Origin of the sequence: Streptomyces sp. B21-083, assembly GCF_036898825.1 — a bacterium.
GTDB lineage: Bacteria > Actinomycetota > Actinomycetes > Streptomycetales > Streptomycetaceae > Streptomyces.
In genome coordinates this window covers 3,504,796-3,517,209 of the sequence record NZ_JARUND010000001.1, presented here as the reverse complement: position 1 = coordinate 3,517,209, position 12,414 = coordinate 3,504,796, and the positions used below count along the sequence as shown (strand labels likewise).

Genomic DNA, 12,414 nt, shown 5'->3' with positions numbered 1-12,414 from the left:
CGCGCGGACCGGGGCCGTCGAGGGGAGCCCGGCGGGAGGAGCGGGGCTCAGCGGGACGCGAGCGCGCGGGGCTCGATGGCCTCCGCGTGGGCGTCCATACGTTCGGCGGCAAGGATCGCCGCGGCCGTGTCGGCACGGGAGGCCGCGACGACCAGGGCACGTCCGGCGAGCGCGTGGGCGCGCTGGTGCAGGGCGCCGAGGTCGGGGGCGCCGGTCACGGCGGGGGCCGAGGCGCGGACCGGCGTACGGCCACCACGCAGCCTGCTCACCTCGCCGGCCAGGCGCTCCGCGGCGGTGTCCAGGTCGGCGGAGGGCGCGAGGGCGCGCAGTTCGTCGGTCGCCGTGAGGAGTGCGGCGAGGTGACCGGCCAGCTGGATGTCCAGCTCCTCCTCGCGCGACCTGTGGGGGAAGTCGGAGGCGGTGCCGGCCGGCGCGCTGCGGCTGCTGTGGACCGAGGGAGTGCGGATCGGTTCGTACATGGGGAGACAGGCCTCCTGTGCGCTGGCAGGAAACCATCCTAGCTTAGATTCAGTCTAAAGTTGAGCCCGATCGTGGAAAGTGGTTCCAGGTAGGTTTAGGGCTGGCTGTAGCCGTCCAGGAAGGTGCCGATGCGGGTCACCGCGTCGCGCAGGTCACCGACCGTGGGCAGCGTCACGACGCGGAAGTGGTCCTGCTCGGGCCAGTTGAAGCCCGTACCGTGCACGACCATGATCTTCTCGCGGCGCAGCAGATCCAGGACCATGCGCCGGTCGTCCTTGATCTTGAAGACGTTCGGGTCGAGGCGCGGGAAGAGATAGAGCGCGCCCTTCGGCTTCACACAGCTGACGCCGGGGATCTGCGTGAGCAGCTCGTACGCGACGTCCATCTGCTCCTTGAGCCGCCCGCCCGGCAGCACCAGGTCGTTGATGGTCTGGCGCCCGCTGAGCGCGGCGACGACGCCGTGCTGTCCCGGCATGTTGGCGCACAGGCGCATGTTCGCCAGGATCGTCAGGCCCTCGATGTACGAGTCGGCGTGCGCGCGGGGCCCGGAGATCGACATCCAGCCGACCCGGTAACCGGCCACGCGGTACGCCTTCGACATGCCGTTGAAGGTGAGCGTGAGGAGGTCGGGGGCGATCTTCGCGGTCGAGGTGTGCGTGGTGCCGTCGTAAAGGATCTTGTCGTAGATCTCGTCCGAGCAGACGAGGAGGTTGTGGCGGCGGGCGATGTCCGTCAGACCCCGGAGCATGGCGTCGTCGTACACCGCGCCCGTCGGGTTGTTCGGGTTGATGATGACGATCGCCTTGGTGCGGTCGGTGACCTTGCGCTCGATGTCCGCGAGGTCCGGCATCCAGTCGGCCTGCTCGTCGCAGCGGTAGTGGACCGCCGTACCGCCGGAGAGGGAGACCGCCGCCGTCCACAGGGGGTAGTCGGGGGCGGGGACCAGCACCTCGTCGCCGTCGTCCAGGAGGGCCTGCATCGCCATCACGATCAGCTCGGAGACGCCGTTGCCGACGAACACGTGTTCGACGTCCGTCTCGATACCGAGGGTCTGGTTGTGCATGACGACCGCCCGGCGCGCCGCCAGGAGCCCCTTCGCGTCGCCGTAGCCGTGGGCCGACGACACGTTCCGGAGGATGTCCTCCAGGATCTCGGGCGGGGCCTCGAAGCCGAAGGCCGCCGGGTTGCCGGTGTTCAGCTTGAGGATGCGGTGCCCCGCTGCCTCCAGCCGCATCGCCTCTTCGAGAACCGGGCCCCGGATCTCGTAACAGACGTTGGCGAGCTTGGTCGACTGGATCAGCTGCATGTTCGCGAGCTTACGGCCGGGTAACGCGTGCCGCGTCGTGTTTTCCACCACTTGGGACGGGGAAGGGCGGGCCGGGCGGGTCGCCGGGCAGATCATCGGCCCGCATCGTGCTGGTCAAGAGCGCCTCTCCCTGACCGCGCGGACGGGGCGACCGGTGGGCATGGCGACTCTGGTCGGGCTTCATGATCCTCAAGCCCGGTGCGCACACGGATGAGGCGACGAGTTCCCCGACACCGAACGGCGGCAGCGCGCCGGCAGGTGGGAGCGCGACACCGACGGGCGACGCCCTCGCCGAGACCGGTTCCTCCTCTTCCTCCTCTTCCTCCTCGGACCCCGCGCTGCCGGCCGGTGCCGGCGGCGCGGCTCTCGAGGTCGGTGCCGGGCGCGGTGTACGCCGCACGGCGTCGGAGGTTCACCAGGGCCTGACCGGGCAGAGGAAAACCGGCGCGCACCCGTGGTCGGCTCCCCGGGAGTGTGAGCCGCGCCCTCTACGGCGATCCGGTCCCTAGTGACGCCCGGTGCACACAATCCCGCCAACTCCCGGCCGGAAACGATTCCTTGCCCCAGTCACCCCTCCCGCATCACAATGCGCATGACAAAAAGCGAGCGGCCGGAAAACCTCCGGTCGCTCCCTCGTACGAGGGGACCCCCACACATGAACAAGCCTCTCCTTGCCGCGCTCGCAGCCCTGGTGATCACCGGGTCGGGAGCCGCGCCCGCGGTCGCCGCGCACGCCGACACGGCCGCGCCCGCCGCGAAGAGCGCCGCGGTCAAGGTAGCCGCCGCGCCGGCCGTCAAGGCCGTCAACTTCGCCGGCACCGTCTCGCTCTCCAACTGTTCCGGCTCGCTCGTCCGCTTCCCGAACTCCGAGGCCGACGACCCGGCGCTGGTCATGTCCAACGGGCACTGCCTGGAGACCGGCTTCCCGGCCGCCGGTGAGGTCATCGTCGACCAGGCGTCCACCCGTACCTTCGGGCTGCTCAACGCCTCGGCCACCCGCGTCGCCACCCTGCGCGCCAGCAAGATCGCGTACGCCACGATGACCGATACGGACGTGTCGATCTACCAGCTCACGACCACCTACGCGGCGATCAAGAGCTCGTACAACATCAACGCGCTCACGCTCAACACGACCCACCCCGTCGCCGGCACCGCGATCACCGTCGTCTCCGGCTACTGGAAGCGGACGTACGCCTGCAACGTCGACGGCTTCGCCTACCGCCTCAAGGAAGGCGAGTGGACCTGGAAGGACTCGGTCCGCTACACCTCCGCCTGCCAGACCATCGGCGGCACCTCGGGCTCGCCGGTCGTCGACAACGCCACCGGCAACGTCGTCGCCGTCAACAACACCGGCAACGAGGACGGTGCGCGCTGCACCGACAACAACCCCTGCGAGGTCGACGCCAACGGCGCGGTGACCGTGCGCGAGGGCATCAACTACGCGCAGGAGACCTACCAGATCCCCGCCTGCTTCGGCCTCGACAACAAGCTCGACCTGAGCCGCAGCGGGTGCGTTCTGCCTAAGCCGTAGCGCTCCGCGGGGGGCTTGATCGGTTGTCGCGCGATCTGCTGCGTCGTTGTGGCTGGTCGCGCAGTTCCCCGCGCCCCTAGGGGGTGGGGTGGGAGGTCCGTTACATGGGAGTGTGGCGGACCGCCCGGCCCGCCAGCACGTCCGTCCTGCGGCCGTCCTCCATCACGAAGCGGCCGTCGATCAGCACGTACGGGATGCCCGTCGGCGGCGTGCGCGGCGCCTCGAAGGTGGAGCCGGCCGCCACCGTCGCCGCGTCGAAAAGGACCAGGTCGGCCCGGTATCCCTCGCGGACCAGGCCCCGGTCGGGCAGTCGTAGCCGCGCCGCCGGGCGCGAGGTCAGGTGGGCCACACACTCCTCCAGGGAGAGCACCTCCAACTCCCGTACGTACCGCCCGAGATACCGAGGGAACGTGCCGTACGCGCGTGGATGCGGCTTCGTGCCCTGGAGGATGCCGTCCGAGCCGCCCGTGTGGACGCGGTGGCGCATGATCGCGCGGACGTTCTCCTCGTGGCCCACGTGCTGGAGGATCGTCGTGCCCAGTCGGTCGGCCAGGAGAAGGTGGCGGGCCGTCGTCCAGGGGGTCTCGCCCCGCCCGGTCGCCGAATCCCGCACCGTACGGCCCACGAAACCGCTCAGCGCCGGGTCCGTCACGCCGGAGATCTCGATCGTGTCCCAGTCGATCGGTACGCCGTGGCAGCCGTCCGCGCCGACGACCTCCAGATGGTGCCGGACACGTTCGGCGGTGACGGGGTCCATCAGGCGTTCCAGGATCGCCTCCGGGCCGCCTTCGCTCGCCCAACTCGGCAGCAGCGCCACAAGCGTTGTCGAGCCGGGAGTGTAGGGATACGTGTCCAGGGTCAGGTCGGCTCCGGCCGCCAGCGCCTCGTCGAGGAGGGTCAGCAGTTCCGGCGCCCGGCCCTCGTTCACGCCGAAGTTCATCGTGGCGTGGGCGAGATGGAGCGGGCAGCCCGCCTCGCGGGTCAGCTCCACCATCTCCGCGTACGCCTCCAGTGCCCCCGCCCCGTACGAGCGGTGGTGCGGGCAGTAGTAGCCGCCGTACGACGCCACCACCCGGCACAGCTCGGTCAGTTCGGCGTCCTTGGCGTACATGCCGGGCGTGTAGGTCAGGCCCGACGACATGCCGACCGCCCCCTGTTCCATGCCCTCGGCCACCAACCGCCGCATACGGTCCAGCTCTTGCGGAGTCGCCTCGCGGTCCTCCCAGCCGACGGCGAGCATCCGTACCGTGCCCTGGGGGATGAGGTAGGCCGCGTTCACGGCGATGCCCTCGCCGTCGAAACCATGGTCCAGGCGGTCCAGGTACTCGCCCACGGAACGCCAGTCGAAGTCGATGTCGTCGCCGTGGCCGTTCCAGCCGGTGATCGTGCGGCGGACCTCGGCGAGGGTGTGGTCGTCGACGGGGGCGTACGACAGCCCGTCCTGGCCCAGGACTTCGAGGGTCACCCCTTGTGCGGCCTTCGCACTGTGGTCGGGGTCGCGCAGCAGGGACAGGTCGCTGTGGGCGTGCATGTCGATGAAGCCGGGCGAGAGGGTAAGGCCCTCCGCGTCCAACTCCCTGCGCGCCTCCGGGCGTTGACAGCCCGCAGCGGCGGCCTCCTGGACGATCGCGACGATCCGGCCACCGTCCACGACCACATCCGCGCGGTAGGACGGACCGCCGGAGCCGTCCACGACGTCCGCGTCCCGAATGACGAGTTCTTCCACGCCGGGCCTCCTGAGAAAGGGGAAGTCAGAAAAACGTGCGGATGTATTCGACGACCGTGCCGTCCGCCTCGGTGACCGGGATCAGTTGCCACTTGTCGAAGGACGTACAAGGGTGGGACAGGCCCAGCCCCAGCCAGTCGCCGACCTCCAGATCCGCCCCGGGGTCCGTACGCAGCCAGGCGTGCTGGTCGGACAGGCCGGTGACCGAGATCCCGGTGGCGGCCCGCTCGCCGGCGCCCTCCGTATCGTTCTCCCGCCGGACGACCTGGGCGACGGGCAGGTCCAGGTCGTAGGCGGCGTCCCGCTTGCCCGCGTTCGTGAAGGCCTGCTCGGGGGAGGGGCGGGAGACGACCTGCGTCCACAGGCGGAAGGCGGGCTCCAGCGACCCCTCCTCGGGGACCCGGTTGAACGGCGTGACCTCGCGATAGCGGCCGTCGTCGTGTGAGACGTACGCCCCCGAGCGCAGCAACTTGCATACGGGGAGCGACAGTTCGGGGATCTCCACGAACACGTCGGCGACCGCGTCGAACCAGGCGCTGCCGCCGGCGCTCACGATGATCTGCTCGACGGACACTCCGGCGAACCGCCCCGCCTTGTCGAAGTCCACCGCCAGCGCCACCAGCCGCCGCAGCCATGCCCGCACCCGCTCCGGGTCGGCCCGCGGCACCTCGCCCTCGTACCCCGCGACCCCGACCAGCCGCAGGGTCCTGGCGGCGGCCACCGCGTCCGCGACCGCCGCGCACTCCGCCTCCGTGCGCACGCCGGTCCGGGCACCCTCACCGGCGCCGAGTTCGACGACCACGTCCAGCGGACGGGTCCCCGCGCCCGTGAGAGCCGCGTCCATCAGTTCCACCCCGCGCACGGAGTCGACGTAACAGACGAAGCGGAAGTCCGGGTCGGCGGCCAGCTCCGCCGCGATCCAGCGCAGGGCCGCCGGGTCCACCAACTCGTTGGCCAGAAAGACCCGTTGGATGCCGAAGGCGCGGGCGACGCGCACCTGGTGGGGGACCGCGAGGGTGATGCCCCAGGCGCCGTGCTCGAGCTGGCGGTGGAAGAGCTGGGGGGCCATGGAGGTCTTGCCGTGCGGGGCGAAGACGAGGCCGTGGCGGGCCGCGTACGTCTCCATCAGCTCCAGGTTGTGGGTGAGCCGCTCGGCGGAGAGGGCGAGTACGGGGGTGGTGAAGCCGCCCGTGAAGAGGTTGCGGCGCTGTGCGGCCAGCTCGCCGACGGTCAGACCGTCCGCGTCCGGCGGGAGGCCCTTGAATCGGGCGTCGACGCGTTCGGCGGCCAGCCGGGCGAGCACCCCGGCGCTGTCAGAGCTGCCGACGCTCGCGGTGCCCTCGATCTCCTCGGTGCCCATGCAGCCTCCCTCGTCCCAGCTCGTTGCACTCCTTGCAACGAGCATTGCGTATATCGCTTAACGCTGTCTAACATCTCGCCATCGCGGGGTCAACGGAGCCGCCGCCTCCCCCGCACCACCGAGGAGCTACGACGATCGTGACCATCACGGGACCCTGCGACGCCCCCGACGTCGTGGACGTCGTCGCGCTCGGCGAGTCCATGGTCACCTTCCTTCCCTCCAGGCCGGGCCGCCTCGCCGACGTACCGTCCTTCGAGCGTGCCATCGGCGGCGCCGAGTCCAACGTGGCATGCGCCCTCGCCGCCGCCGGCCACACCACCCGCTGGATCAGCCGCGTCGGCGACGACGGCTTCGGCGACCACCTGGTCGAGGCGATCGGGTCGTACGGCGTGGACGTGGCCTCCGTACGGCGGGATCCGGCGCGTCCGACGGGTGTCTACTTCCGTACGGCGGCGGACCGGGCGACCGACGCGCACGAGGTGGCGTACTACCGGGCCGGGTCGGCGGCCTCGGTGATGTCGGCGGACACCGTGGAGGTGGCGGCGGCGCGCGCCGGGCGGGTGCTGCATCTGTCCGGGATCACGGCCGCCCTGTCCGGCGACTGTCTCGACCTGCTGTGGGAGCTGACCGAGCCCCGGCCCGGGCGGCCACTCGTCTCCTTCGACGTCAACTTCCGCCCGGGACTGTGGGCCGACACCGACGACCCCCGGGTCCTGCTCGACCTCGCCCGCCGCGCCGACCTCGTCTTCGTCGGCGCCGACGAGGCGGAGGCCGCGTGGGGGCTGCGCGGCGCGGACGGCATCGCGGGGGCGCTGCCCGAGCCGCGGCTCGTCGTCGTCAAGAAGGGCGGGGGCGGGGCCGTCGCCTTCGACAGGCGCGATCGTGTCGATACGGGGGACGGCCGGCGCGTCACCGACTCCGTCCACGTCCCCGCGCCCCGCGTCGACATCGTCGCGGCAGTGGGCGCCGGCGACGCCTTCGCCGCCGGGTTCCTCTCCGCCACCCTGCGCGCCCTCCCCGTACGGGACCGCATCCGGCACGGTCACCTCATGGCCGCCGCCGTCCTCACCGCCCCCGGCGACCTCGCCCCGCCGCCCGCCCGGGACCACGCCGACCGGCTGACCGCTCTCGACGGGCAGGCGTGGGAGACACTTCGACTCGGCCCCGGCTGGACGCAAGCCGCGCAGGCCCCCGAGGAGGTACGCACCCCATGAGCCAGACCGTCGACCGCGCGCTGAGCATCCTGCCGTTGCTCGCGGAGGGCCCCGCCGACCTCGGCCAGGTCGCCGACCGGCTCGGCGTCCACAAGTCCACCGCCCTGCGGCTGCTGCGCACGCTGCACGAGCACGGACTCGTCTACCGCCAGTCCGACCAGCGCTACCGTCTCGGCGCCCGCCTCTTCGCCCTCGCCCAGGAAGCCGTCGAGAACCTCGACATCCGCGAGATCGCCCACCCCCACCTCGTACGCCTCAACGAGAGTTGCGGCCACACCGTCCACCTCGCCGTGTACGAGGAGGGCGAGGTCCTCTACATCGACAAGGTCGAGAGCCGCTACCCGGTGCGCATGTACTCCCGGATCGGGAAGCCCGTCGCCATCACCGTCGCCGCCGTCGCCAAGCTGCTCCTCGCCGACCTGCCGGAGACCGAGCGGCGGACCGTCGCCGACAAGCTCGACTACCCGATGTACACCTCCCGCTCGACCCCCAACGCCCCTGCGTTCCTGCGCGAGTTGGAGAAGGTGCGCGAGCAGGGCTGGGCCACCGACCTCGGCGGTCACGAGGAGTCCATCAACTGCGTCGCGGCCCCCCTCACCGGCACCGACGGACGGGTCGTCGCCGCCATGTCCGTCTCCGCCCCCAACGTCGTCGTCACCGCCGACGAACTCCTCACCCTGCTTCCGCTGGTGCGCCGTACGGCGGATGCCATCAGTGGTGAGTACTCCGGCAGGACCCCCACGCCCGCGAAGGACAACGGTTCATGACAGACAAGATCGCCCTCACCCCCAAGACCCACACCACCCCGCCCGCCAGGTTCTCCCACGGCGTACGCAAGGGGAACATCCTGCAAGTCGCCGGCCAGGTCGGCTTCCTGCCCGCCGTCGAGGGACAGCCCCCCACGCCCGCCGGCCCGACCCTGGCCGAGCAGACCCTCCAGACGCTCGCCAACGTCAAGTCCATCCTGGAGGAGGGCGGCGCGAGCTGGGACGACGTGATGATGATCCGCGTCTATCTGACGGACGTGGACCACTTCGCCGAGATGAACGCGATCTACAACGAGTACTTCGGCAAGCAGGGCCTCACCGCGCCCCCGGCCGCCCGCACCACCGTCTACGTCGGTCTGCCTGCCGGGCTCCTCGTCGAGATCGACGCGCTGGCGGTACTCGGCTGACGGCCGTCCGGTGAGCTGACGCTTCCTCAACTCAATGACATCTGCCTGTTGGGGATCGTTCTCGCCTATCTGTCGTGGCGGCCGTACTGAACGTCTCTGATCAACTTGGTGATCCATGTCTGACCTAGTGTCTGGCAAGGGAGTTTCCCATCGTGGAGGGGTGGCGTGAGCGTGCAGGTGGAAGCCCGCGCCCAGTGCTGCTCCTCGTGGCCGGTGGCCGGTGGTGGGTGTGCTGATCGTCGTCACGTCCTGGTTCCGGTGGGCTGCGCTGGGCAGCCGGGTCCGGTCCGTTGGTGCGCGTCCCTCCGGACGCTTGCCCGCCGGACTCGCAGGTGTTCGCTGTGTCGGCGTAGCCGGTGCTGTTTGGCCAACACTCCGGCGGCCCGGAACTGGGCTCCGGTCCCCAGAGCGGTGATACGCCCGTTGTCGTGCAACCGTGCGGCCCCTGCGGAGAGCAGGGTGTTGAGACCCCAGTCCACGCCAAGGGCGACGGCGTGCCCGGTGCGCCGGGTCTGGGGGACGGGGTGGGTGTAGGTGAGATCGGCCCGCACCCGGTCACCGTCCACGCGGAGGGTGGGCAGGTGCAACACCGCGTTGGCGGGAATCGTCGGGGGCAGGGCGATAGGGCAAGCGACCCATGTCCAGTCCGCGTAGGAGCGTGGGTCGGGACGGGTGGGCAGTTGCAGGCGCAGTAGCGCCCGCGTGGTGTCGTTGGCGCGTTCGAGGGTGGCCTGCTGTCCGTCGCACGCCGACAGCAGCAGCATTTGCGCCGCACGGGGAGCGGGCTCCAACTCGAACACATCGACCGGAAGCCGCCCGTGCTTCTGCCGGAAGACAACTGCCTGCCGGGTACGGGACCTAATCACGCTGGATGGCAGGAACTGCCCGCCGGGCACCGCTTCGCGGACCTGCTCCCACTCCTCGGCGGTTCGCCTCTTCGGATCGACGGGCCATGTGGCCAAGACTCCGGTTGTCAGGTCGGCACGCCACTTCGCCGATCGCAAGGTCCACCCGGCCGCCTCTTGGGCCATGCGCACGATCCGGTCGTTGACCTTCACACCCTCAGGCGAGGTGACCGTCCAGCTCAAACGCCGCAAGCCATCCACGCGTTCGACGGTAGCTTGCGGCCTCGGGAATCCTCACCGGAGGCCGGCCGGTCCACATCGGCCGTGTTCCAATGCCCGGTGACCAGCGCCTCGACTATGCCGGACACCAGGCTGGCAGCCCAACTGGCCCGCTCCGCCAGCACAGGCGCGGCCACCAAGGCGCCAGTCTTCTCCTCAACCGCCGTGCGCAGGACAGTGCGGGCGCGTGCGGTCCTGCCGGTCTCGCCTTCACCGAACGGCGGCCTCCGGCTCATCAATCCCCCTTTCCCACCCCTGATGCTGTCATCCGATCAACGACATTCCTGCGGAAAGGTCACGCATTCGATCCACGCACACGCCTACGACACCGACATCGACACCGAGCTCACGGCAGGGCATCCATGCGAGATCTGGCAGCTGTCGGATCTCTCAGGCCCCTGCTGTCCCATGACACAGCAATGTCCGCCATACTTCCGCCTGTGGAGCAGCGCATAGGTTCGAGCAGCAAGCCCCTGGAAACCGCCGCGGTAGACCCGGCGGCCATCCCCGGGCTCACGTCACCCGTGCCGGCCGAGCCGGAGGACGGGGTCCCGGAGCCGGGGGAGGAGTCCGCCCCGGAGGAGGCAACGTCGGCGGCCGAAGCGGAAGCGGAATCGGAGCCGGAGACGGAGCCCGAGGCGGAGCCGGCGACCGAGGAAGAGGCCCCGGAGGGCCCCGTCTTCGAGGCGTCCGACCGCCGGGCGAAGATCATCGCCGACCACAGCGGAGTACGGCTCCACCTGGACGACCAGGAGTGCGAGTTCCGCTGGGACGAGATCGGGGCCGTCGAGACGGAGACGTCACGCTTCGGCAAGCGGTTCACGGTGACGGTCCACACCCCGGACCGCCGCTGGTACCCGGTCGAGATCGAGGCGAAGGCCAAGTCCCAGCACCAGGAGTGGGAAACGGAGCTGGACAAGGTCCTCGACACCTACTTCGAGGACGCGGAAGCCACGGACGCGGAAGCCACGGACGCGGAAGACGCTGAGGAGAGCGCCCCTTAAGGGGCGCGGGGAACTGCGCGACCAGCCACAGCGGCCCCGCAGTTCCCCACCACCTCAACAACTCACTCCGCTTCAGACCCCGCTCAGCAGTACTGCGCCTGCTTCCCGATGGACCGGTACATACAGTCCGAGTTCTCCAGCAACTGCAGAACCGCGTCCCGGTTACGGGCGGTCTCCCGGTCGATCACCTCGTCGGGCGGGTAGAAGCCGCCACCCGAGCTGGACGACGGATACATCTCGAACGTGTAGGAGAAGATCTTCTGACTGCCCCAGAGGTAGTCGTCGATCGAACCGTCCGTGATGTACAGGTCGCTGGACTGCTCCGGCGTGTAGCCGTTGCTCGCGGCCATCTTCCCGCCGACCGTGGCGAAGGCGTCCCGGTCGTCCTGGGTCATACCCGTCGTGGTGTTGGCGGTCGTGTACCCGAAGGGCCACAGCAACAGCTCGCTGTACGTGTGGAAGTCGATGCCCGTCTTGATCTGCTGGACGCCGCCGACGACCCGGCTGCGGACGAAGTCGCCGACCACCTTGACCTCGGGCGCGGACTCGGCCGACGCGCCTCGGTACGTCTCCGACGAGGTCGAGCCGGAGGAGCCGCCGCAGCAGCCCCAGCGGTAGTTCCAGTTGCGGTTGAGGTCCGTGCCGACGTTCGAGGAACCGCTGTTGGGCTGGCGGTTCTTGCGCCATGAACGGTACGAGCCGGTCGCGATGTCGTACTCGCCGCCGTCCGGGTTGAGGTCCGGGATGATCCAGATCTCACGGGAGTCGATCATGGCCTTGACCCGGGAGTCGGTGGCGTAGGTGGAGGTCAGGTTGCGCAGCAGGTAGAGCGCCATCTCGACGGTGAGGTGCTCACGGGCGTGCTGGTGGTGGGTGAACAGCACCTCAGGTTCGGCCTCGTCGGTGCCGACGTTGTCGCTGAGCTTGATGGCGACGATGTTCCGGCCCGAGTACGAGGTCCCGATGACCCGCTGGCTGGCGATGGAGGGGTTGGCCGAGACGAGGGAGTTGATCTCCGTCGTCATCTCCGCGTAGTTGTGATAGCGGGAGTCGGCCGTGGGGAAGTCGAGCAGCCGTACGTCGTCGGCGCTGCCGGAGCGGTCGGGAGCCGAGCCCAACGGGGTGATCTCGTAGCCGCGTTGGGCCAGCTTCCTGGCCTGGTCGGCGCGGCCGGAGACCACGACGGTCTCCTCGTCGGCCTCGTCCACGGTCACACCCGACGCCATGATGTCGGTTCGGACGTCGGACGTGGAGTTCGCGAAGTTGATCTCGTACTGGCGGATGTCGTCCGCCGAGGCAGCAGGGCGCTTGGCGCTGGTCGCGGTGGCGTCGGGGGTGGTGGAGGCGACGCCCACGGCGAGGGCGAGGGACAGCAGCCCGAGGGCGGCGGCGGACCGTCTGCCGCCGAGGGCACCTGAGCCTCGTATACGAAGTCGCATGAAGTCTCCTGATTTCTCCGGGAGTTCCGGGCTCTCCGGAAGTGGGGGAGTGGAGC

Annotated in this window: 12 protein-coding genes; 5 read left to right on the top strand and 7 right to left on the bottom strand. The window is 70.0% G+C overall.

The genetic code is table 11. The annotated features are described in order from the left end of the window. Nucleotides 1-47: 47 nt before the first annotated feature. Both QA861_RS15735 and QA861_RS15730 read right to left on the bottom strand, forming a co-directional pair. Nucleotides 48-479 carry an SCO4983 family protein gene (locus QA861_RS15735; RefSeq protein WP_334588952.1) on the bottom strand — a complete coding sequence of 144 codons (432 nt, stop codon included), beginning with the start codon at nucleotides 477-479 and terminating at the stop codon, nucleotides 48-50. A 95-nt stretch (nucleotides 480-574) separates the two neighbouring features. Beyond that, on the bottom strand, nucleotides 575-1,786 hold the full coding sequence (locus QA861_RS15730; protein WP_044474148.1) for a pyridoxal phosphate-dependent aminotransferase: 1,212 nt from the start codon (nucleotides 1,784-1,786) through the stop codon (nucleotides 575-577). Nucleotides 1,787-2,441: 655 nt separating this feature from the next. Between QA861_RS15730 and QA861_RS15725 the strand changes: the two genes are divergently transcribed. Then, a complete protein-coding gene (locus tag QA861_RS15725; protein WP_334588951.1) occupies nucleotides 2,442-3,317 on the top strand; it encodes a S1 family peptidase in 876 nt (291 codons plus the stop codon). A 100-nt stretch (nucleotides 3,318-3,417) separates the two neighbouring features. On the opposite strand, the gene QA861_RS15720 is transcribed toward QA861_RS15725, so the two are convergent. Both QA861_RS15720 and QA861_RS15715 read right to left on the bottom strand, forming a co-directional pair. Further along, the gene (locus QA861_RS15720) at nucleotides 3,418-5,043 is read right to left on the bottom strand and encodes an N-acyl-D-amino-acid deacylase family protein (RefSeq protein ID WP_334588950.1); all 1,626 of its coding nucleotides are present in this window, start codon (nucleotides 5,041-5,043) and stop codon (nucleotides 3,418-3,420) included. Nucleotides 5,044-5,068: 25 nt separating this feature from the next. Continuing rightward, on the bottom strand, nucleotides 5,069-6,403 hold the full coding sequence (locus tag QA861_RS15715) for an amino acid deaminase (protein ID WP_334588949.1): 1,335 nt from the start codon (nucleotides 6,401-6,403) through the stop codon (nucleotides 5,069-5,071). 137 nt (nucleotides 6,404-6,540) lie between these two features. On the opposite strand from QA861_RS15715, the gene QA861_RS15710 reads away from it, so the two are divergent. From QA861_RS15710 to QA861_RS15700, 3 genes are read left to right on the top strand one after another with little or no spacing between them, the layout of a single operon-like run. Continuing rightward, entirely contained in the window at nucleotides 6,541-7,617 is a 1,077-nt protein-coding gene (locus QA861_RS15710; protein ID WP_334588948.1) for a sugar kinase, read from the top strand. Further along, nucleotides 7,614-8,384: an IclR family transcriptional regulator gene (locus tag QA861_RS15705; protein WP_334588947.1), complete on the top strand. Its 771-nt coding sequence runs from the start codon at nucleotides 7,614-7,616 to the stop codon at nucleotides 8,382-8,384. Before QA861_RS15710 ends, QA861_RS15705 begins: the two co-directional genes overlap by 4 nt. Further along, complete coding sequence (locus tag QA861_RS15700; RefSeq protein ID WP_334588946.1) at nucleotides 8,381-8,791, top strand: RidA family protein; 411 nt, start codon at nucleotides 8,381-8,383, stop codon at nucleotides 8,789-8,791. The genes QA861_RS15705 and QA861_RS15700 overlap by 4 nt, the downstream gene beginning before the upstream one ends. A gap of 242 nt (nucleotides 8,792-9,033) precedes the next feature. Here the strand turns inward: QA861_RS15700 and QA861_RS15695 are convergent, their stop codons facing one another. Next, nucleotides 9,034-9,753, bottom strand: coding sequence for a hypothetical protein (locus QA861_RS15695; protein ID WP_334588945.1), 720 nt, complete (start codon nucleotides 9,751-9,753; stop codon nucleotides 9,034-9,036). 122 nt (nucleotides 9,754-9,875) lie between these two features. After that, nucleotides 9,876-10,151 (bottom strand): hypothetical protein, encoded by a 276-nt coding sequence (locus tag QA861_RS15690; protein ID WP_334588944.1) that lies wholly within the window; start codon nucleotides 10,149-10,151, stop codon nucleotides 9,876-9,878. 204 nt (nucleotides 10,152-10,355) lie between these two features. Here QA861_RS15690 and QA861_RS15685 point away from each other — a divergent pair, with 204 nt between their 5' ends. Beyond that, nucleotides 10,356-10,919, top strand: coding sequence for a hypothetical protein (locus QA861_RS15685; protein ID WP_334588943.1), 564 nt, complete (start codon nucleotides 10,356-10,358; stop codon nucleotides 10,917-10,919). An 83-nt stretch (nucleotides 10,920-11,002) separates the two neighbouring features. Here the strand turns inward: QA861_RS15685 and QA861_RS15680 are convergent, their stop codons facing one another. Further along, entirely contained in the window at nucleotides 11,003-12,358 is a 1,356-nt protein-coding gene (locus QA861_RS15680; protein ID WP_334588942.1) for a M14 family metallopeptidase, read from the bottom strand. Nucleotides 12,359-12,414 lie beyond the last annotated feature (56 nt).